The organism is Actinotalea alkalitolerans, assembly GCF_023369855.1.
Lineage (GTDB): Bacteria > Actinomycetota > Actinomycetes > Actinomycetales > Cellulomonadaceae > Actinotalea.
Window position 1 is genome coordinate 56,026 of sequence record NZ_JAMBPP010000015.1, and the last position, 21,519, is coordinate 77,544.

17 protein-coding genes are annotated in these 21,519 nt (G+C 72.9%); 5 read left to right on the forward strand and 12 right to left on the reverse strand.

Annotation, left to right across the window (positions count from 1 at the left end):
* Positions 1–20: 20 nt before the first annotated feature.
* From M1R94_RS16910 to M1R94_RS16920, 3 genes are read right to left on the reverse strand one after another with little or no spacing between them, the layout of a single operon-like run.
* Positions 21–1,631 (reverse strand): DUF5719 family protein, encoded by a 1,611-nt coding sequence (locus M1R94_RS16910; protein WP_249382894.1) that lies wholly within the window; start codon positions 1,629–1,631, stop codon positions 21–23.
* A complete protein-coding gene (locus M1R94_RS16915; RefSeq protein WP_249382895.1) occupies positions 1,628–5,266 on the reverse strand; it encodes a glycosyltransferase in 3,639 nt (1,212 codons plus the stop codon). Before M1R94_RS16915 ends, M1R94_RS16910 begins: the two co-directional genes overlap by 4 nt.
* Before the next feature lie 32 nt (positions 5,267–5,298).
* Complete coding sequence (locus M1R94_RS16920) at positions 5,299–5,622, reverse strand: WhiB family transcriptional regulator (protein WP_249382896.1); 324 nt, start codon at positions 5,620–5,622, stop codon at positions 5,299–5,301.
* A 199-nt stretch (positions 5,623–5,821) separates the two neighbouring features.
* Between M1R94_RS16920 and M1R94_RS16925 the strand changes: the two genes are divergently transcribed.
* The gene (locus M1R94_RS16925) at positions 5,822–6,622 is read left to right on the forward strand and encodes a TIGR03089 family protein (RefSeq protein ID WP_249382897.1); all 801 of its coding nucleotides are present in this window, start codon (positions 5,822–5,824) and stop codon (positions 6,620–6,622) included.
* A gap of 22 nt (positions 6,623–6,644) precedes the next feature.
* On the opposite strand, the gene manA is transcribed toward M1R94_RS16925, so the two are convergent.
* Entirely contained in the window at positions 6,645–7,841 is a 1,197-nt protein-coding gene (gene manA, locus M1R94_RS16930) for a mannose-6-phosphate isomerase, class I (protein ID WP_249382898.1), read from the reverse strand.
* A gap of 124 nt (positions 7,842–7,965) precedes the next feature.
* Here manA and rfbA point away from each other — a divergent pair, with 124 nt between their 5' ends.
* Complete coding sequence (rfbA, locus tag M1R94_RS16935) at positions 7,966–8,844, forward strand: glucose-1-phosphate thymidylyltransferase RfbA (protein ID WP_249382899.1); 879 nt, start codon at positions 7,966–7,968, stop codon at positions 8,842–8,844.
* Between the two features lie 53 nt (positions 8,845–8,897).
* Positions 8,898–10,844, forward strand: a complete 1,947-nt coding sequence (locus tag M1R94_RS16940) for a hypothetical protein (RefSeq protein ID WP_249382900.1) — start codon at positions 8,898–8,900, stop codon at positions 10,842–10,844.
* A gap of 19 nt (positions 10,845–10,863) precedes the next feature.
* On the opposite strand, the gene rfbD is transcribed toward M1R94_RS16940, so the two are convergent.
* Positions 10,864–11,715 (reverse strand): dTDP-4-dehydrorhamnose reductase, encoded by an 852-nt coding sequence (rfbD, locus tag M1R94_RS16945; protein WP_249382901.1) that lies wholly within the window; start codon positions 11,713–11,715, stop codon positions 10,864–10,866.
* 86 nt (positions 11,716–11,801) lie between these two features.
* On the opposite strand from rfbD, the gene M1R94_RS16950 reads away from it, so the two are divergent.
* A complete protein-coding gene (locus M1R94_RS16950; protein WP_249382902.1) occupies positions 11,802–12,419 on the forward strand; it encodes a dTDP-4-dehydrorhamnose 3,5-epimerase family protein in 618 nt (205 codons plus the stop codon).
* On the opposite strand, the gene M1R94_RS16955 is transcribed toward M1R94_RS16950, so the two are convergent.
* The 3 genes from M1R94_RS16955 to M1R94_RS16965 form a co-directional block, all read right to left on the reverse strand.
* Positions 12,416–13,156: a DUF4214 domain-containing protein gene (locus M1R94_RS16955; RefSeq protein ID WP_249382903.1), complete on the reverse strand. Its 741-nt coding sequence runs from the start codon at positions 13,154–13,156 to the stop codon at positions 12,416–12,418. The genes M1R94_RS16950 and M1R94_RS16955 overlap by 4 nt on opposite strands.
* A 244-nt stretch (positions 13,157–13,400) precedes the next feature.
* Complete coding sequence (locus M1R94_RS20845; protein ID WP_249382904.1) at positions 13,401–14,528, reverse strand: glycosyltransferase family 4 protein; 1,128 nt, start codon at positions 14,526–14,528, stop codon at positions 13,401–13,403.
* 42 nt (positions 14,529–14,570) lie between these two features.
* Complete coding sequence (locus tag M1R94_RS16965; RefSeq protein ID WP_249382905.1) at positions 14,571–16,571, reverse strand: DUF4214 domain-containing protein; 2,001 nt, start codon at positions 16,569–16,571, stop codon at positions 14,571–14,573.
* A 234-nt stretch (positions 16,572–16,805) separates the two neighbouring features.
* On the opposite strand from M1R94_RS16965, the gene M1R94_RS16970 reads away from it, so the two are divergent.
* Positions 16,806–17,930: a glycosyltransferase family 4 protein gene (locus M1R94_RS16970; RefSeq protein WP_249382906.1), complete on the forward strand. Its 1,125-nt coding sequence runs from the start codon at positions 16,806–16,808 to the stop codon at positions 17,928–17,930.
* Between the two features lie 2 nt (positions 17,931–17,932).
* Here M1R94_RS16970 and M1R94_RS16975 read toward each other — a convergent pair whose 3' ends face one another.
* The 4 genes from M1R94_RS16975 to M1R94_RS16990 are packed head-to-tail and all read right to left on the reverse strand — an operon-like array spanning position 17,933 to position 21,442.
* A complete protein-coding gene (locus M1R94_RS16975; protein ID WP_249382907.1) occupies positions 17,933–18,988 on the reverse strand; it encodes a glycosyltransferase family 2 protein in 1,056 nt (351 codons plus the stop codon).
* Entirely contained in the window at positions 18,985–20,301 is a 1,317-nt protein-coding gene (locus M1R94_RS16980; protein ID WP_249382908.1) for a lipopolysaccharide biosynthesis protein, read from the reverse strand. Before M1R94_RS16980 ends, M1R94_RS16975 begins: the two co-directional genes overlap by 4 nt.
* On the reverse strand, positions 20,298–20,705 hold the full coding sequence (locus tag M1R94_RS16985; RefSeq protein ID WP_249382909.1) for a DUF2304 domain-containing protein: 408 nt from the start codon (positions 20,703–20,705) through the stop codon (positions 20,298–20,300). Before M1R94_RS16985 ends, M1R94_RS16980 begins: the two co-directional genes overlap by 4 nt.
* Positions 20,702–21,442, reverse strand: a complete 741-nt coding sequence (locus M1R94_RS16990) for a glycosyltransferase family 2 protein (RefSeq protein ID WP_249382910.1) — start codon at positions 21,440–21,442, stop codon at positions 20,702–20,704. Before M1R94_RS16990 ends, M1R94_RS16985 begins: the two co-directional genes overlap by 4 nt.
* Between the last annotated feature and the right edge of the window lie 77 nt (positions 21,443–21,519).

Sequence of the window (21,519 nt, forward strand, 5' to 3'; positions counted from 1 at the left end):
CCGACGCCGGCAGCGGGTGCTCAGCGGAGCCGCACGCCGACCTGGCCGTCGGCCGTGCGAGGTCGGACGGGCACCAGCACACCGACCATGTCCCCCTCGTCGTCCTGGACCTCCAGGACCGCGGCCCAGACCACCCGCGGGTCGGAAGAGACCACCAGCACGCCGGCTGCCGTCTCGCCGTCCTCGACCACCGCAGACACCGGGAGCGCGAGCGTGGAGTCGGCAGCGATGCTGCGCCGGACCGGCTCCCCCAGCCTCCCGTCGGTGCCCACGACCTGGACGGTGACCTGGGCCGGGCCGGTTCCGCCGACAACCCCGATCGTGAGGCTCGCGCGGGGACCCACGGGCAGGGCGAGGGGCCCAGAGACCCCCGGCTCGACGCTGGCCGGCCAGGCCCGTTCCACCGGCCGCTGCGCACTCGGGGCAGGGGCCTGGCCACCGACCCCGAGGCCCCGCGTGATCAGGGCACCCGCGACGACCGCCTGCTCGGAGTCGACGACGGCCGTGTACGCCCCTGCCGGGAGACCACCGAGCGGGAGGTCCAGGACCACCCCCGGCTCGAGCTCGACCTCCTGCGCGCCCGGGAGCTCGACCTCACCGTCAGGGCCCAGCAGCCGCACGCGGGCCGTGCCGCCGGTCGTCCCCGGGGCGAGCAGGCGCAGGACCGCCACGTCGGCACCGTCCGGCTCGGAGCCGGGGACCACGATCCCGGGGACGACCTGCTGCTGCGCCGGGGGCCGGCCGGCCACCACGTAGTCGGTCCCGGCCGGCACCAGCCCCCGCAGCTGGCTGTCCTGGAGGTAGGCCGCGACCAGCCCGCCCGAGGACTGCAGACGCACCACGATGCGCCGCTGCTCGGCGGCAACACCTTCGAGGAGCACGACGCGCTCAGCCCCGGGCGGCACCAGGAACTCGGGGGCACCGGCCACCTCGACCGGCCCGGACGGCCCCCACAGGGTGAGTCGGACGGTCGCCGGTGTGCGGCCAGGGTTCTGCAGCACGAGCCGTGCACTGGTGCCCAGGTCGGTCCCGCCACCGACCAGCCAGGTCTCGGTGGCCGAGGGCTGGCAGGCAGCAGCGACCAGACCGCGCAGGTCACCCTCGAGGGTCGTCACCGTGACCGTGCCGGCGACCCACGGGGGCACGGCGTCCTGCTCGCCCAGGGGCTCCGCGGTCAGGAGCAGGCCCTGCTCCAGGTCGGGCAGCTCGCCCACGGCAGCACCCCCGGTCGGTGCCGTGAGGTCCAGGCCGGTGGTCCCGTCGAGGTCGCCGAGGGCACGCAACGCCCCTGCGGGCCTTCCCCGCGACCCCGTCGTCGGTGCGTCCGAGGGCTCGACGACCAGGGCTGTCACGGTGGGGACCGACTCGCCGGGCGAGGGGTCGAACTGCGGGTCGTAGGAGACGTCGTCGCCCTCCTCGGGGGCGGTGGAGAGCCGCACGGGTCCCGCGCAGACCACGCTGGACCCGCCTGCGGGCACCTCGACCGTGGGCAGCGGTGTGTCGACAGGGGCGGTGGGCGGCGCGACCACCCCGGCCGCCACGACGACGCCGGTGAGGGACAGGGCGCCGAGCGCTGTGAGCGAGCGGACGAGGGCCGTGCGCGTGGCACGCGGCAGGTTGTCGTGGGTCATCGTGGGCCTCCTCGCCGTCGCCGGACCGGGATCGCCAGCAGCCCGGCCACCCCCAGGACCAGCCCCATCAGGACGAGCCAGGGGCCACGCGCGGGCGAGTCGTGGACGAGCTCGAGCCGTCCGCCCTCGGCGCCGACCTCGAAGGCCTGCCGCCACCCGGTGTCGACCGAGCGCAGCGGACGACCGTCCAGCGTGGCCCGCCAGCTCGGGTCCGCCCGCTCCGCCAGCACCAGCAGCCGGTCCGACGCACCGGGCTCGAGCCGGGTGCTGATCCGACCGTCGGCCGAGGGCACCGTGGTGGCCGACATCTCGTCCGGGGAGCTCACCAGCCGGGCCCACGCCACCGTGGCGCTCCCGGCCTGCGCCCCCGCCTCGGGGGCGACCCGCCAGATGATCCCGGAACCTGTCTCGGTGACCCGCTCGAGCCCGGGGGTCGAGTCGAGCCGGCCGAGCAGCATCTCGTGCGCGGCCCGCTCCTCGGGCGTTGTCGCGGTCTCGACCTCGTCCACGAGCCCCGAGGCTGCACCCGACGGGGTCCCCGTCTGGTCCGGCTCACCGGCCTGCGTCGCGTCAGGGGTCAGCGGCGGCACCAGCACCGAGCCGACGCCCAGCGCAGCCAGCTCTGCGCCGACCTCGGGGGCCGAGCCGCTCACCAGACGGGCGACGGCCAGGGCGAGCTCCTCGGCCGCGGCGTCGGGAACGGCGGGCCCGACCTGCGGGCCGGCGCCCGGAGCGCTCAGGCCACGGACCTGCGTGACCCTGGACAGCTCGGTGAGGCGGCGACCGTCGCCGCCGAGCAGCTCGGCGTCGGCGTGCTCGGGTCCGATCCGGAGCCTGAGCACGCGGGCGGCGGTCGGCGAGGTCTGCATCTGCCGGCCCACCGCCGGGACCACCGGCACGGAGCTGACCTGGAGCGCCTGGGCTCCGGCACCGTCGGGCGAGGTGGCCTGCCTGACCTGGCCCGCCCACGCACCCAGGACGAGCAGCGGGCCGGCGACCAGGAGCGCCGCGACAGCCGCCGCGGTCGGCTGGCGCCACCCGAAGCTGACCCGCGCCAGGGCCGTGCGGACGCCGCTGACCCCGACCAGCGCCGCAGCGAGCAGCCCGGCCAGGCACAGGCTCGTGCCGGGGCCGGCCCAGGCCGCGGTGAGAACCGTGGTCCCTTCGACCACGCCGTCGGAGACCGCCGTGACGACCCGCGCGGACACCACCGCCGCCGCCAGGCCGCAGGCAGCGACCAGCCAGCCTGCACGCACCGCCCGGGAGACCGTCCCGCCGCGCACGAGGGCGACAAGGGCGACCACGACGACCAGACCGGTGGCCACGAGCGGCAGCAGGGTCGCCGGGACACCGGTCAGTCCCGCGAGACCGGGCGGGGTCGTCGGCCATCCGAGCAGCTGTTCCCAGACAGGTCCGGCGCGCGACGCGAGCGGGAGGCCGGGGTCGGCCACGAGCACGCGCCAGGCACCGTCTGCCCAGCCCTGGACCGCGTGAACGATCATCGGGGCGTGCACGACCAACGAGGGCAGGGCGACCCACACCAGCCGGCGACGGCGACGGCGGGCGAGACCGGCGACCCCGAGCAGGCAGAGCAGGACGAACGGCAGCAGCACGGGCGCTCCCGCGGTGACCAGGACGAGCGCGAGTCCGGCACCGGCGGCCGCTGCGAGCGAGCCTTCTCCCATGGACGCCTCGTTGACCGCGACGGACGACGGGCGGTCGGCCCCCGGCCCGGGGAGCACGGCCACGACGTGGCCACCGGTGGGGAGCTCGGCGGGCGACCCGGTGAGCTCCGGCACCACCGGAGCGTGCAACGAGCCAGGCGTCACGGCGGGCGTCGAACCCTCGGTCCCGGTGTCGGCGTGCAGTCGCTGCGCACCGACCAGGCCCGACTGGACCACGTCGACGCGCGCGACGCCCAGGGCACGGGCCACCCCGAGCCCCACCCACGGCAGGGCGACGTGGGCCAGGACCGCACCCAGCCGCCCGTCACCCAGGCCCAGGAGCAGGGCGGGGGCGGCGGTCCAGACCAGCGCGGCCCACGCCCGCAGGGCGACCGACCGGGTCGCGGCACCGGCGGCGAACCAGGCACCTGTCGCGGCCAGGACGAGAGCGCCGAGCATGACGAGGGCCGCCGCGGCCGAGGTCCCACCGGTGAGCGCGGTGAGCGGGAGCATCGCGACCAGCAGCGGGTCGGCAGGCCCCGCCTGCCCCAGACCACCCGAGACCCATCCCGACGTCGCCGCCCGCCACAGCTCGCCCAGGGTCGCGTCACCGCCCGGGATGGCCCCCCCGGCTAGGCTCCCGCCCGAGAGGACCCGCGTGATCAGCCCACCGAGCAGCCAGGCCGTGAGGGCGGACACGACCACCAGCACACCGGCGAGGGTCAGTCGTCGGCGGGACCGCAGGGCGGCCAGCTCGGCGAGCTCGAGCTCGCTCGGTGCCTGACGGTTGCGTCGTCGCTCGGCGGCGGTCATCCGTCGGTCCCGGGCCTGGCGCACGACGTCGCGCCAGGTGACCTGGAGCGGGCGCAGCGAGCGACGGGGCATCCGGCTGGTGGCACGCGCCCGGCGTCGGGCCGCGGCGATCCTGGCGGGCCGGGCGAGAACCCGCCATGGGGCACTGAGCTCACCCAGGACCAGGTGGGGCTCCTTGGTGACGAGCCGGCCGAGCGCACGGACGACACCGCTCAGCACGGCCAGCACGGCGACCACCGGGACCGCTCCGGCGGGGACTCCGGTGAGCTGGGCGTGCAGGTAGGCGGTGCGACGGGCCACCGCGGACCGACGGGCGTCCCACCCGGGGCGATGGAGGGCCGCACCGTGGGTCGGGCGGGCGAGCGAGGCCTGGGCGTGGCGCACGACGGCCGTCGGGACGACCACCACCCGGTGACCCGCCAGGCGTGCCCGCCGGCTCAGGTCGAGCCCGTCGCCGTAGGGGCCCAGTGCGGGATCGGGACCGCCGAGCAGGTCCCACACGTCGCGGCGGACCAGGGCCCCTGCCAGACCGACGGCCAGGACGTCCTCGCGTCCGTCGTGCTGCCCCTGGTCGACCTCGGCCTCGTCGAGGCCGGTCATCCGCCGCCCGAAGCGTGAGGTGGTCAACCCGACCTCGAGCACGCGCACCGGGTCCGCCCAGGACTGCTGCTTGCACCCGGCGATGCCGACCGAGGGGGCGATCTCGACCGCGCGGAGCAGCTCTGCCAGCGCGGTCGGCTCGGGGGCGCTGTCGTCGTGGAGCAGCCACAACCACCCACCCGCGGCGCCCGGGGACGGCGAACCACCGGGGGGCGGCGGCGCGTCGGGTGTCGCCTCGAGAGCCGCCCGGACGGCGGCACCGAAGGTGCGGGCACCGTGGGCCTCGACCACCGACGTGCGTGAGGGGTCCGGTGGGCCCGCGGACCAGTGCTCCCCGAGGAGCTCGCCGATCCCGCCGTGCGCCTGACCGGTGCCGAGGTCCACCGCGCCGGTCGTCCCGGGCGGGGGCGCCGCGTCGACCACCAGGACCTGCTGGGGGGCGCGCGTCTGCGCGGCCAGGGCAGCCAGGGTCTGGGGCAGGTAGTCCGTCACGCCACGGGTCACGACGACCGCCGTGACGGGCACAGCACGCGGAGCGTCGCGTCGAGCGTCAGTCATCGAGTCCCATCATGCGCCACGCGGGCGCGACGTCAGACGACGCGCTTCTTGAGCTTGCGACGCTCGCGCTCGGACAGGCCGCCCCAGATGCCGAAGCGCTCGTCGTGCTCGAGCGCGTACTCGAGGCACTCCGCGCGCACCTCGCAGCCGGTGCACACCTTCTTGGCCTCACGGGTCGAGCCGCCCTTCTCGGGGAAGAACGCCTCGGGGTCGGTCTGTGCGCACAGGGCGCGCTCCTGCCACCCCAGGACCGTCTCGTCCTCCACGGTGCCGAAGAGCGGGAGCACCGGGGCGACCTCGGAGGGTCGCACCTCGTCCGTCGGGAACACTGCGTCGTCGTCGAGCACGTTCCACATGGTCAGCCAGCCTCCGTGCCTTGGGTTCGCCTGCCTCTCGCGTCCGGACGAGCCGCCCGGGTGAAATGCATTGATGGAATTACACGCGTGTCGTACGCACTAGTCAAGCCCAGATGTGTTAGATCGCCATCCGCACGGCGCGCCGAGCGGGTGAAATCCTTACCGAGCCCGCCTCGAGGGGCACCTCTAGGCTGGCACGGTGAGCCACGCCGCCCCGACCCAGACGCTCCCCCAGCTCCTGCGGCACCTGACCGCGGACCCTGGCCGACCCCGGCTGACCTGGTACGGCCCGGGCGGCGAGCGGATCGAGCTCTCGGGTCACGTGCTGGACAACTGGGTCAGCAAGACCACCAACCTCCTGGTCGAGGAGTACGACGTGGGACCCGGGTCGCGGGTCCGCCTCGACCTGCCGCCGCACTGGCGGGCCGTGGTGTGGGCGCTGGCCGTCTGGCGGGCCGGCGGCTGCGTGGTGATCCTCGAGGACGACGCGCCCACGACCGCCGACCTGGTCGTGACCCATCGGCCGGCCGGACCTGCCGTGCCCCCGGGCGTGGATGTCGTGGCCGTCGCCCTGCCCGCCCTGGCGCGCAGGTTCGACGGTGAGCTGCCCGCAGGAGCGGTGGACGCGGCCGCTGCGGTGATGACCTACGGGGACCAGCTGGGATGGGTGCCGCCGGCCGACGACGCCGCGGACGCGCTGGAGCAGGCGACCGGCACCGTGACGCACGGCGGGCTCCTGACCTGGGCCGCCGCGGGTGCGACCCGCGCGGCACCCTCCTCGCCGTCAGCCGACGACGAACGGGACCAGCCTGCCCCCCGGGTGCTGCTCGAGCCGCTCCCCGGCCCGCACGGTCTCGCCGCGGTCCTCGCCTGCACGCTGCGCACCTACGCCGTCGACGGCTCGGTCGTGCTGTCCTCCCCCGAGATGGCCGCCGAGCTCGCCGCCGACCCGTCCCGCCGGTCCCGCATCGCCTCCGACGAGCGGGTCACCGACAGCTGAGAACCGTCGTCCGGGCAGTCGGTCAGGGCACGTCGGCCTGGACCACGGTTCCCGAGCCACTCACCTCGAGCGCGCCGTCCGAGGCCGGCACGAACACGCTCGCCCCGCGGGACAGGACACTCACGGAGCCGGTCGCCGTAGCGACCGTCAGCTCACCCTCCAGGCAGAGCAGGATGCGCGGACCCCGACCGGGGAGCGGGTGCGACCCGGCGTCGTCGACCGTGGTGACCGACAGCTCGAAGTCGTCGACCGGCGCGTAGAACATGCGCGTCGCCCCCCGAAAGACCTCTGGGGCGAGACGGATCGGCGGCGCGGCGACGTAGTCGACGTTCGCGAGCAGCTCGGGGACGTCCACGTGCTTGGCCGTCAGCCCCGCACGCAGCACGTTGTCCGAGCTCGCCATGACCTCGATCGCGACCCCCTCCAGGTAGGCGTGCACCCCGCCCGCCGGGACGAACATCGCGTCCCCGGGCTGGAGGGTCACCGGGTTGAGGAGCAGAGAGGTCACCACGCCCGGGTCTCCCGGGAAGGCGTCGGCGAGCACCATGACGGTGCGGTCCGCGCGGGGCGAGGGCGAGCCGTCCGCCAGCCGGCGGCGACAGGCCTCGGCGACCTCGCCCACCTCCTCGGCACCCGGTCGGCTGCCCGGCTCGAGCAGCCGCTCGAAGGCCGTGCGGATCCCCACGAACGACGGTTCCGCGCGCAGGATCTGCGACAGGTCGCGAGCCAGCGGGGCGTCCAGCCCCGCGAGCAGCTCGGCAGCCCGCCGTGGTGCACGGAACCCGCACAACGCCTCGAACGGGGTCAGCGCGTAGACCAGCTCGGGTTTGTGGTTGCGGTCCTTGTAGTTGCGACCCGGGTCGCGGACGTCGATGCCCGCAGCATCCTCCGCGGCGAACCCCTCGCGCGCACGGTCGATGTGAGGGTGCACCTGGAGCGACAGCGGGCGCTCGGCCGCGATGACCTTGAGCAGGTAGGGCAGAGCAGGTCCGAACCGCGCGACCACGTCCGTCCCCAGCAGGGCGTCGGGGTCCTGGGCGATGAGGGTGTCCAGGGGCACCTCACCCGCCCCGGTCACCCCGCGGGACGGCGAGCTCGGGTGCGCGCCGAGCCACAGCTCGGCGACCGGCTCGCCGGTGACCTCGGTGCCGAGCAGGTGGGGGATCGCCGACGGTGAGCCCCACGGGTAGTCCTGGGTCGTGTTCGCGAGCGGCAGCACGGCGTCCTCGTCCTCGTCGGGGCATGTCGCGAAGATCGTAGCGAGCGACGGCGGGGGTGGGCGGGACCCGCGCACCGCGGGAACGATTCGTCAGGGATACCCGGGGTGCGACAGACTGACGGTCATGCGTGGAATCATCCTTGCCGGCGGGTCCGGGACCAGGTTGCACCCCATCACCCAGGGCGTGAGCAAGCAGCTCGTTCCGGTCTACGACAAGCCGATGATCTACTACCCCCTGTCGACGTTGATCCTCGCCGGGATCCGCGACGTGCTGATCATCACGACCCCTCACGACGCGGAGCAGTTCCACCGACTGCTCGGGGACGGCTCGCAGTTTGGGATCTCGATCAGCTACACCGTCCAGGCCGAGCCCAACGGACTCGCGCAGGCCTTCGTCCTGGGGGCCGACTTCGTCGGGACCGACTCCGCCGCGCTGATCCTGGGCGACAACATCTTCTACGGGCCCGGGCTCGGGTCACGCCTCTCGCGGTTCAGCGACATCGACGGCGGTGCGGTCTTCGCCTACCGGGTGGCCGACCCGACGAGCTACGGCGTGGTCGAGTTCGACGCCGCGGGCAAGGCGCTCTCCCTTGAGGAGAAGCCCCAGGTGCCCCGGAGCAGCTACGCGGTCCCCGGGCTGTACTTCTACGACAACGACGTGATCTCGATCGCCCGCGACCTCGCGCCCTCGGCCCGCGGCGAGTACGAGATCACCGACGTCAACAAGGCCTACCTGGCACAGGGCCGCCTCCAGGTGGAGGTCCTGCCCCGGGGCACCGCATGGCTCGACACCGGGACCTTCGACTCGTTGCTCGAGGCGTCGGACTACGTCCGGACGGTCGAGCACCGCCAGGGACTCAAGATCGGCTCGCCTGAGGAGGTCGCGTGGCGACGCGGGTTCCTCAGCGACGACGACCTGCGCGAACGCGCCCGCACCTTGGTCAAGTCCGGGTACGGTACCTACCTGCTGGAGCTCCTCGAGCACGAGGGGCCCTACGCCTGAGAGGTCCCGTGCGGCGACGTCGCCGCGCCTGTCGTCCTTGATCGGAAACCCGGATGCTCGACGCGCCACCCCGCCGGCTCACGACCGCAGCAGGTCCGGCGATCTCGCGCACCGGGCTGCGGGACCACCTCGTCGCCGCCACCGCGGGCATCGTCGTGGGAGCCCTGGCCGTCACCCTGCGGGTCGGTGGCGGGCTCCACGGCTCCCTCGCGCTGGGCGTGGCCATCCTCCTGGTCCTGGCGGTACCGACCTCGCGGCTCCTGTCCCGGCGGATCTTCCTGTCCGGCGCCCTGGTCTTCGGCGCCATACCGGTCCTGTGGTGGTGGGACCTGCCGCTAGGACCCGTCGGCCGGGCGACCGGCCTGCTGGCCGGAATCGCCGGTGGGCTCACCACCGCGGTCCTGTGGAAGGGGCGCGCCGAGGCGGGACCACGGATTCGGTCCCTCGTTCCCGCGCGCGCTCTCGTCGACCTGGTGCCGGTCGCTGCAGCCGGGGCCACCGCGTGGGTCGCCCACGGCTGGCTCACCGTCTCGAGCGGAGCCACGGCCTTGGCCGCCCTGCTGCCCGGGTGGGACAACTCGGCCCACTACGGCATGGTCCACATGATGCGCGCGCACGGCACCACGGTCACCGGCCTCGCGGGTGCCCCGGCCGATGAGCAGTGGAAGTTCGTCGAGTATCCCCAGGGGTACCACGCGGTGGTCGCGACCGTGATGGAGACCCTGTCCTCACCGGAGCTCTCCTCGGTCGAGGACGAGGTGGTGACCTACGTCAACGCGCAGGGCTGGGTCCTGGTGCTGGTCGCGACGATGATCGCCGCGGGCCTGTGCTCGCTGCCCGCCCTACGCCGACGTCCGGCGTTCGCGGTGCCCGTCGCGGTGTTCGCCGTCGTCGGGTTCGTCGTGGGGAGCGAGGGCGGGTCCTTCGTCGCCGGGTTCGCGAACTTCATGGTGGCGGCCGCCCTGACCGCCTGCATCCCGCTGCTCGTCGTGACGATGCACCGGGTCCTGATGCCGGTGCACCTGGCGGCCCTCGGCGGTCTGCTCGTCGCGGTGGCCCACGGGTGGTTCCTGCTGCTGGTGGTCGCTGTTCCCGCCGCTGCGCTCGTGCTCGTCCCGGTCGAGCGCACGCGTCGGGCCACCAGCCGTACCACGAAGGTCCTCTGCGGCGCGGTGGTCGTGCTGACCGCCGTCGGGATGCTGCAGGCACTGCAGATCCTCAGCGTGCTCGACCCCGGAGAGGTGCTGGTCATCCCCGGGGGCATCCTCGTACCGGACCTCGGGCGGGTTCTCGCCCTGGCCCTCGGTGCGATCGGTGCCTGCCTCCTGGTGTCCAGGTACCGCGGCGGGCCACGAACGGCCTGGTGCGCACTGGTGCCTGCGGCCGGTCTGGTGGCGGCCGCGTTCCTCGGGCTCTTCCAGCTCTACGCCGGCGGTGAGCTCTCGTACTACTTCTGGAAGCTGCTCGTCGGGGTCGAGCTGGTCAGCGCCGTGGTGCTGGCCCTGGCCCTGGCCACCGCCCTGCCCGCCCTGCCCGGCCGCGCGCCGCACGGCCGTGGGCGCCTGCGGGAGGGGGCCGCCGTGGTCGTGCTCACCCTGGCCGCCACCCAGGTCTTCGGGTTCACCGGAACGGGTCAGGGACGATTCCGGGCCGCCGACACCGCTCCGACCGTCGCCCAGCACCTCATCGCTGCGGTGGGGTCCACCGCGGGCGTCCCGGCCTCCCGGGTCACTTACCTCGCTACCCCGGGCGAGGGCGCGCTGCACCCGATCAACGCCCAGCAGTGGTTCCTGGCGCTCAGCGGCCGGTGGACCGTGGAGGCGAACGACGACACCGCCCTCCTCGTGGGGCCGACGGGTGCGGCGAACGAGCCCAGCGGCGTCCTGGGTCTGCTGCTCGAGCGACCTGGCGCGGTCGTCGTCCTCGACCCCGATCAGGCCGCGGTCCTCCGTGCCCAGGCCACGAGTCCCGAGATCACCGCCCGCATCCTCAGCTGGTGAGCTGCCCGCACCGCGTCGGTCAGCCGGGCAGCAGGACCGTCTCGGACGCCTCGGCCCAGCGACGTGCCCAGTCGTCGATGGGCTCGACCGAGACCGCCCGCAGAGCCGTGTGGTCGAGCACCGAGTAGGACGGGCGCGGGGCTGCCCGCACGTACCCCTCGCTCGTGGTTGTCCGGACGATCCCCGGGTCCATCCCGGCGGCAGCGACCGCCGCCTGCGCGAAGCCGTGCCAGGACGTCTGGCCCGACGACGTGCCGTGGTACGTGCCGGCACGAGCACCCGTGCTCACCAACCGGTGCACGAGGTCGGCGAGGTCCACGGTCCACGTGGGCTGACCCACCTGGTCGTCGACGACCTCGAGCTCACCGCGCTCCCGGGCGACCCGCACGATCGTCTTCGGGAAGCAGCCCCCGTGCGCACCGTAGAGCCAGGCCGTGCGGACCACGAGATGGTCGGGGTTCTCGGCGCGCACGGCCCACTCCCCGGCCCCCTTGGTCCGCCCGTAGGCCGACCTGGGTGCCAGCGGTGCGTCCTCGGCGTACGGCTGCGCGGCGTGGCCGTCGAAGACGTAGTCCGTCGAGATCTGGACGGTGCGCGCACCCGCGTTCCGGGCGGCCCGGGCGAGGTTCGCGGCGCCGACGGCGTTGATCGCGAAGGCCGTGGCCTCGTCGGCCTCGGCGGCGTCGACCGCGGTGTACGCGGCGCAGTTCATCACGACGTCGAACCCGTCCGCGACCCCGAGGCACGCCTGCGGGTCGGCGATGTCGATCTCCTCGCGGTCGATGCCCTCGACGTGCTCACCGCGCTCGGCCAGAAGCGCCGTCACATCCTGCCCGAGCATCCCCTTCGCACCCACCACCAGCCAGCGCACACCGTCTCCTGTCGTCGTCGGAACCCGGTCAGACTAGCGGCCTCGGTAGGCTTGCCCGGTTCGCAGCACCCTCCGAGAGGACAGACATGACCTACCGCGAGCTCACGGTGCCCGGCGCCTGGGAGATCACCCCGAAGCAGCACGGCGACCCTCGCGGCGTCTTCCTCGAGTACTTCCAGGGCGGTCCCTTCGCCGAGGCCACCGGGCACGCCTTCGACCTGCAGCAGGCCAACTGCTCGGTCTCGGCGGCCGGGGTGCTCCGCGGCATCCACTTCGCCGACGTCCCGCCGGGCCAGGCGAAGTACGTGACGTGCGCCAAGGGCGCGGTCCTGGACGTGGCGATCGACCTGCGCGTCGGCTCGCCGACCTTCGGCCGGTGGGACACGGTGCTCCTGGACGACGTCGACCGGCGGGCCATCTACCTCAGCGAGGGTCTCGGGCACGCGTTCCTGTCCCTCGAGGACGACTCGACCGTCCTGTACCTCTGCTCCACGGGGTACTCACCGGGGCGCGAGCACGGGATCCACCCCCTCGACCCCGACGTCGCGATCGAGTGGCCCACCACGGCGCGGGACGGATCCCCGCTGACCCCGCAACTGTCCGACAAGGACCTCGCAGCCCCGAGCCTGCGTGAGGCCCGGGACCGAGGGCTCCTGCCGGTCCACACCGCGGTCGAGGACTACATCAGGTCGCTCGGACGCTAGAGGTAGGACATGTACTCCTGGCTCGAGATGATGCTGCCGATGACCGACTCGTAGCGGACCCCGGACTGGATCGCTGTGACCCACGTCGTTCGGCCGCTCGCGTCCAGGCGCCGGCCGAGCAACCACTGGTAGTCCGCGTCGACGTCGACGGCAAGTCGCTCCGTGGACAGCAAGAAGGCCAGTGCGATCTGCTCACGCGACATCTTGGGAGGGGCCGGGGGCCGGGGCCGCACAGTGTCGAGGCCGTTCCCGACGCGCACTCCCCAGAGACGGCTCAGCCAGTAGTAGAACTCCTCGTCGCCAGGCGAGCGGCCGAGCACATCGCGGTAGAGGCTCCGGATGAAGTACTGGTCCACACCGTCGGCGACCGACAGGAAGTACTCGTCCGAACCGAGGAAGCCTGCCTCGAGCTGCTGGACGGTCATGCCCTCGCGCATCCGCTGGAGCCAGAACGTCGAGCCTGCCCGCTCCGGTGCTCGCCCGAGGTAGTCCTCGTAGGCGCCCGTGATGAGCCCCGTGCGGAACTCGTCCGAGCCGGTGATCGAGTCGGCGACGGCGCGGGGCGGTGTGCCGGACCGCAGGGCCGCGCTCCAGGTCGCCAGACCAGTGGGGTCGACGGCACGGCCGAAGAGGTCCGCGTACACCAGCGCGATGTAGGCCTTGATCTTCGCGTCGTCCATCCCGGCGAGGACACTGGTAGCCACCTGCGCCTCGGCGACGACGGCTGGGGCAGGCACCGCTGGAGCTGCTGTGGCCGATCCGGCCGTCAGACCCAAGGCGACGACCACCGCCGTTGCCCGGAGACCGAGCATGCCCATGACCTCGCGCGCGCTTCTGCCACCCATCGACGTACCCGCCCCTCTCGGCCCTGGCGACACCCGGGCGGGCACGTCCAAGGGCTGATGCTGGCCGAGATCCTAGGGGTCGCAGGGGCCCGCCGGGTCGGATCGGACAGAGTTCACCCGGTGTACTCACTCATGATCACTCCCGGTGCAGCGCCCGCTCGTACGCGGCGACGTGGGCGCTCGCGGCCGCCGCCCAGGTGAAGCCTGCCGCGCGCTCGACGGCGTCGGCGGCCAGCACCGTGCAGCGCGCCGGGTCGTCGAGCATCTCGCGCAGGGACGACGCGATGCTCTCCTCGTCGGTGCCGCAGTAGGCGACGGCGTCGCCGCCGACCTCGGGCAGGGACAGCTCCCGGGTGGTCAGCACTGCCGCGCCGCACGCCATCGCCTCGAGCACCGGCAGGCCGAACCCCTCGCCGAGGCTGGGGTAGGCCACGATGCGAGCGCCCCCCAGGAACCCGGCGAGGTCACCGAGCGGCAGGTATCCCGTGCGCAGCACCTGCAGGTGCGCGGGAACCGCACGCACTGCCGGTTCGACCGCGTCGTCCCAGCCCCGACCCCCTGCCAGGACGAGCGCAGGCGGGTCGGGGGTGTGGGCCACGGCAGCTACCCAGGCGCGCACCAGCGCTGGCACGTTCTTCCGCGGCTCGAGCGTGCCGAGGAACCCGACGTACTCCTGCTCGGGCCCGAGTCCCAGGGAGCCCCGCACCCTGCTCCGTTCAGCGTCGCCGACCGGCCGGAAGAGGCTCGTGTCTACCCCGTGGTGCGCGACCTGGTACTGGTCCTCGGTGCCACCGACGAAACGCCGCACCTCGTCGCGCGTCGCCGCGGAGGGCACCACGAGACCCGCCGCGCGCCGGACCGCGGTCCGGATCGCGGCCCGGAAGAAGCGCCCCTTGAGCGGGGAGTGCAGCTCGGGGTGGCTGTAGAAGGTTGCGTCGTGCAGGGTCACGACGACCGGGACGCCGGCGAGCCGCGGCATCGTGTAGTGAGGGCTGTGCAGCACCTGGACCCCTGTGCCGCGCACCAGCCGCGGGAGCCCCACCTGCTCCCACGTCATCCGGGCGGGACGGCCACTGGTGAGGGCCGGGGCCACCGCGATCTCGGCCGACGGCACGATCTCCGAGGTGACGCTCGCATCGCGGGCCTGGCAGACGACCACCAGGTCGACCCCTTGCTCGGCCAGCGCAGGGAGCAGCGCGTCGACGTAGCGGCCGACACCTCCGCGGTCCGCCGGGATCGCCGTCGCGTCGAGGAGAAGTCGCACCGGTCGATCGTAGACTGCCCTCGGCCGCGCGATCCTGCATGGTCAACGACGCGCGTAGTACTCGTCGCTCGAGATGATCCCCCCGATGATCGCCTCAACGCGCACTCCCCGCTGAATCTGCGAGACCCAGTCCCGACGCCCGGTCGGGTCGATGGACCGGCCCAGCAGGTGCCGGTAGTGGCCGTCGACCACGGTGGTCAGATACTCGGTCGAGAGCAGGAAGCCCAGGGACACGGCGTGGCGTGACATGCCGCCCGCGAGCTGCTGGCGCCAGAACGTGACCTCGGAGGCTCCCGGGGCACGGTCCAGGACGTGCCCGTAGAGGCGGGTGACCCACCGGCGGTCGTTCGACCCCGAGCCGAGGTAGTACTCCGGGGAGGCCAGGAAGCCCGCCTCCATCTCCTGGATCGTCATCCCCGCGCGCATGTGGCCCAGCCAGTGCTGCAGGCCTGAGGGATCAGGGCTGCGCCCCAGGAAGGCCTTGTATGACGCCGTGATGAGACGGCTGCGGTACTCCTCGGATCCGGTGACGGCGTTGGCTACGGCGACCCGCGGGGTGCCCGCGCGCAACGCATCGGTCCAGGTCGCCAGACCGGAGGGGTCGGGCTGGCGTTCAAAGAGGTCCAGATAGACCCGCGTGACGTAGCGTGCAACCGCGTCCGAGTCGGCCGGCCCGACGACGACCCGCGCGCGCTGGCCGATGCTCTCGACCCGCAGCGCGAGCGAGCTCCCCGGGATCCGCCACACTCCGCCCGCTGGCAGGTTCGGCGCCGAGAACGCGTTCGTGGCGGGTGCCTGCATGTCGAGCAGGAAGGACTCGGGGTAGCCCTTGGCCGTCGACCGCAGCCTGACCTGTACCCCGGCCCAGGCGGGTCTTCTCACGTCGCGGCCCGCGTTGGGGCGGAACTCGACGTAGACCGTCCCCAGGGGCACGGTCACCGCGACCGCGCGCATCTGCGAGACGGACGCCATCGGGTGCAGGTCGACAGTGACGGTCTGACTCGACGTCGTACCCGCGATCCTGGTCACCGTGGCCATCCCGAGATGGTCCGCGAGAGCCGTGTTGAGGTTCCCGGAGGCCATCGACATCCCGATCCCCATGACGTCGGCATGATCCGCGTACTCCTTGGCGGTGCATGCCCCGCTCAGCGGTACCCGGGCACCGTTCGACGTGCAGGTCCGGGTGTTGGCGTGCCCCAGGCCGAGGTTGTGCCCGAACTCGTGGGCCAGCACGTCGCGCGCCTGGGATCCGTTGATCCAGATCGTGGTTCCGCCCACGGAGGCCATGCCCGCCCACCCGCCGCAGTCCGCGCGCACCGGGAAGTACACGGCGATGTGGTGGGTGGACGGCCGGGACCCGGTGAGCCCGTGGGCGGTGAGGGCCTGGTTCCAGATCGATGTGGTGTTGCACGACCCGGGATCGGTGATGGTCTTCCAGTTCCTCACGTCAGTGGTCATCGCGAGCTGTCCGGCGGACTGCTCCGACCAGTACTGCCGGGTGCTCTCCGCGAGGTTGGTCAGCGATGCGTTGGTCGCCGCGTCTGGGGAGCCGAAGTGGACCGGAAGAATGGTCAGGGTCCGTCCTGCCGGGGCGGCGAGCAGGGTCCCCTCGCCGTCGCCCGCGCCCAGGGGCGCATCCTCGAGAGCGGGGGCGACCTCGACGAGCTGCGCCTCCGGGCCCGTGGGGTCGGTCGCGGCCGCGAGGGCCTCGTCCGGTGTGAGATCGCCATGGGACTGCACGGACACCACGACCCCCTCGCCCGAGACCATGTCGGTGTCCACAAGCGCCTCGGGGAGGTCGTACATCTGGCCGTCGACCTCGAGCATCGGCACGAGCACGTCCTGGTGCGCGTCGTGGTCGTGGTCGAGCTCGACGTCGTCGGGGTGGGTGTCGACGAAGACCTGGTAGAAGGTCCCGGCCACCTCGTACGTGACCTCCCGCACCTCGGACGCAGCGGCACCGCCCGCACCGACCACGCCGACGACGACGGCGGTGGCGGTGGCGAGAGCGCCCCAGGTGCGGCGCAGCCTCTCCCGCTCCACGACCGGAGGGTGGTGCGGGGAGGGAGCGGACCGGGACAAGGGGCGCATGCTTCTCCAGCGTGGTCAGCACAAGGGCGCCGTCGGCAGAGCGAGGGCCGGCGACGAGGGGTGATTGGTCTCACAGAGTATCGACCACTCCCGGGACGCCCTTGAGGCCCAGCGGCGTCGCGCGCCCGAACGCGGCCCGCCCGGGCGGGCTGCTCGCACCGGGACCGCACCGCCTAGGCTCGGGCCGTGATCCCACCAGGTCAGCTGACCGTCGCGATGACCGTTGAACAGCTCTGGCAGCCGTTCCCCGGAGGTTCGGGGACCTACATCGGCGAGCTCACCCGAGCCCTGGCGACCCGCGACGACCTCGCCCTCGAGGGGATCGCCGCACGCGGCTCCGCTCCTCCCGCCCATCCCCTGCCGCACTCGATGACCGTCCGGCACTCACGTCTGCCGAGACCTCTCTTGTACGAGGCGTGGTCGCGCTACCGGCTGGCTCGCGTCCGGCCGGGTTCGACCGACCGCGTGCTGCACGCCACGACCTGGGCGGTCCCGCGCCGGAGCTCGCCCCTGGTGGTGACGGTGCACGACCTGGCCTTCCTGCGTGAACCCGGGCACTTCACGGCACGGGGCAACGCGTTCTTCCGTCGCGCCTTGGACATCGTGCGCGACGAGGCGGACATCATCGTCGTGCCGTCGGGCACGACGGCACGGGACTGCACCGAGCACGGGATCGAGGCCGGACGCATCCGGGTCATCCACCACGGTGTACGTGCCGAGAGCGTCGGGCAGGATGAGGTGGCGGCCTTCCGCGCCGCACACGGCCTGCACAGGCCCTACCTGCTGTGGTGCGGGACGTTCGAACCTCGCAAGAACCTGGGGGCGCTGCTCGAGGCCTACCGCCTCCTGGTGCGGAACGCGACCGAGCTCGACCTGGTCCTGGTGGGACCCACAGGTTGGGGTGGGGCAGCCGCGGAGGTCACCGCGCTGGCGGCGACCCTCCCTTCAGGTCGGGTCCACCTGCTCGGACGGTTGGGTCACCACGACCTGCACCGGGCCTATGCGGGCGCCCGAACATTCTGCTTCCCGTCGACCTGGGAAGGCTTTGGCATGCCCGTCCTGGAGGCCATGGCCCACGGCGTCCCCGTCGTCACGTCAACCGGGACCTCGATGGAGGAGATCAGCCCGCAGGGGGCGGTCCTTGTGGACCCCACGGCCACCGACGAGCTCGCGACGGGCATCGAGCAGGCCAGCGGGACGCGCCATGCCGAGCTCTCGCGCAACGCCGCGCATAACGCCGCCCGGTTCACCTGGGAGCGATCGGCGGAGCTCCACATCGAGGCATACCGGGCGGCAGCTGCATCCGGCTGACCTCACAGCACCCGGCGGACCAGCGACCAGTACACCGCAAGCGCCGCCTGCAGCACCCCCGCACCGCGGGGCAGCGGCATCGCGGCGGCTGTGAAGCGGTCGGCCCACAGGTGGACCAGATCAGCGTCGGGCACCGTTCGTGCGGCTTGGACCTGCTGCCTGCGTCGACGGATCCAGCCGAGGTGCGACAGAACCCAGCCCCATCCCCGGACCTTCTTCCTCCCCCACCCCTGCAGGCCCGCGACGACCAGCATCGCGACCTCGAAGGCGAGCAGCACCGGTGCGAGCAGCATCAGCGTCCGCCGTCCGTAGCAGGTCAGCACGAACAGCAGCCGGTTGCGCTCGAGCAGGTACATCTTGAGCGGGTTGCGTGAGAACTCGTAGTGGTGGACGACGACCGCGCCGGGCACGTAGCGGACAGCCAGCCCACGCTGCCAGCAGCGCCAGCTGAGCTCGAGATCCTCCTGATAGGCGAAGAACTCCGCGGGGAAGCCGCCCAGCGCGTCCCAGACGCTGCGGCGCAGGACGATGCCCGCGCCGCTCGCTGCGGCGACGTCACGCGGGAGGGCATGGCGGGCCGCGGGTTCCCCGAGCCCTCCCGCCCAGCCCAACCCGAGGAAGTGCACGGGGTTGCCCGCGGAGTTCATCGTGGTGGGGTCCTCGGCCAGGCGGATGCTGCCGCTCGCGATGCCGACACCGGGATCGGCCGCAACCTCCTGGAGCGCCTTCACAGCGTCGGGCGCGACGATCGCGTCGCTGTTGACCAGTGCGACGTACGGCGAGGTCGTGGCGGCCACGCCCAGGTTCACCCCTCCGGTGAAGCCCAGGTTGCTTCCAGGACGGAGCAGCCGGACGCCGTGGCGCCGGCACAGGTCGTCCACGTCCGCCCGGGTGCATCCGTTGTCGACGAGCACCATCTCGACCCGTACCCCGGTCGAGGAGGTCACGGCGGCGAGGGCCTCCTCGAGCACGGGCTCGTCCCCGTACGCGAGCATGACCACCGAGACCGCCACCGTCGACTCCGCGGCACCGTCGTCCCCTGGTCCGGTCTGCGTCATGACGTCCTCTCCACCAGGCCGCGCTGCCAGCTCATGCGCTCACGTACCAGCGTGACCACCAGCACCGCCATGGCCACGGCCGACCCGATGACCAGGGCCCACGCCGCACGCTCGGTGACCGGTCCGTGCGGGATGAGGGCCAGCAGGAGACCGATGAGTCCGGCTCCCCAGCCGACGAGGACCCACCGCTCCGAGCCGAGGGCGAGGAGAGCCTGCGCGGCCACCTGGGCGACCATGAACAGCGCACCGGAGAGCGCGATCAGCGTGATCACCCCTCGCGTGACGCCGAAGCCCTCGCCGAAGAGCAGCGGCACCAGCTGGGCTCCCAGGAGCCAGACGGCGACGGTTCCCAGGCCACCGAGGGCGACGGTCACCAGCCCGACGAACCGCACCCGCCGGGCGAACTCGACCACCAGGCCACCGCCGACCAGGCCGGCCAGTCCCGGCAGGAGCACCGCCTGGACCGCAGCGAAGGCGAAGAGCGGGACCCGGGCGATGACCAGCGCCGCGGTGAACTGCCCGCTCGCCACCCGCTCCCCCTCGGTGGCGAGCAGCTGCACGACGACCGGCCCTGCGTTCGCGAGCAGCTGGGAGAGCACCGACGCGCCGAGGAGGATCGCCAGGGCCGAGGCGGCAGCCGCGCGGACCTGCTCACGACCTGGCGTGATCACCGTCGACGGACGAGGAGTCGTCACCAGCACTGCCATCACCGGAGCCACCACCAGGACGATGCCGAAGGGCACGACGCCGTCGACCTCCGCCGCGAGGAGAGCCCCCGCCCCGACCACCCTCAGCACACCGTCCACCGCGAGCTGGGCACCGTAGTGACCGAAGCGCCCGTGACCAGAGAGCAGGCCCCTCACGACGTACGAGGCCGCCATTCCTGCCATCGCCAGGACGAAGAGCAGGACCAGCGAGCCGTGACCCTCGAAGAGCCGTGCGGCCAGCTGGCCCCAGAAGACCGTCGCGAGAACCGCCGCCCCACCCAGGACAACCCCCGCTGCGGCCAGGCCCTGCCGGACGACCGGGCCGTTGCCGTCCCCGACGGCTCTGCGGGCGGCCGTCCGACGGCCCATCTCCTGCTCGAACGGCAGGAACAGCCCGATGCCCACCGCGTTGAGCAGGGTCCACAGGACTGCCAGGGGCGCGAAGACCTCGGGGTCGAGCGCGCGACCGGCGAGCCCGAGATACCCATAGGTCGACAGGCCGAAGATGCCCAGACCCACAGCGACCGAGAGGAGCCCTCCACGACCACGACCACGACCACGAGCCTGGTCGAGCGAACGAGGGTCCTCCCCCACGACCTCCGTCATCCGGTCGAGCGACCGCTCACATCAGGATCCGCCACAGGTGGCGGACCAGGCGCCGCGCCGGTGGCCCGCTCGAGCCGCTCCACCCGGTTGCGCAGCAGCGCTGACTCCTCGGCAAGGGTCTGGCTCTCGTGCTCGAGCGTGCTGATCTCGGCACTGAGCTGGACGCAGACCACCAGCAGCACGAGCAGCCCGGAGAAGAAGACGAGGTTGATCGGGACGGTGATGCCGACCAAGGAGGACACCTGCTCGAGCAGCTGCGGGAACACCACACTGACCAGCACGACCACCGCCACGACCATCCACAGGACGGCGTACTTCTCTCTGAGCCGACGACGCCTGAGCAGCTCGAACATGAAGAGCAGCGCGATGACGGCACAGGCCAGGGCGAACAGGTGCCCGTTCATGCGGTCACCTCTGTCGGGACGAGGATCTGCCGTCGACGAGTGAGCGAGATCCCGAGCGCCAGGCAGGCCCGCAGGAGGTAGATCGCCGCCTTGAACGGCCGTTGGGAAGGTCGTCCCGCCTGTCGTGCTCGCATCTCCACCCCTACCTGCTCGACGGTCAGACCACTGCGCACGGCGATCACGAGCGACTCGATGGTGTCGCCGAGGTACTCAGCGGGGTAGTGGACCGCGAACAGACGGATCGCCCGGGGGCCGGCTGCCCGGAACCCGGACGTGGTGTCGGTGAGCCGGGTCCGCGCGAGCCGGCTCAGGACGCCGGCCAGGACCTTCATCGCCCAGCGACGAGGTCCGCGCACCTCGTACTCACCCCGCTCGGCGAACCGGGCACCGATGACGACGTCCGACCGGTCGAGGCCCTCGACCAGCAGCGGCACGTCACGGGGGTCGTGCTGGCCGTCGGCGTCGACCTGCACCACTGCGTCGAAGCCCTCGGCGAGGGCGTACCGGAAGCCGGCACGCATGGCGCCGCCGACGCCGAGGTTGAACGGCAGATCGAGAACCTCGACGTCTGACCCCCGGGCCACGGCGCTCGTGCCGTCGGACGAGCCGTCGTTGACGACCAGGACGGATACGCCGGGCAGGTGGGTCCTGATCTCGGCCAGGACCGCGGGGAGTGACTCCGCCTCGTTCCATGCCGGGAGCACGACCAGGACACGGCGGCCCTGCGGGGATGACATGGGCGACAGAGTACCGAAGTCCTCCCCGTCGCCTGTCGCCCGAAGACCTAGACTGTGGCCGCCCCGAACCTCCAGGC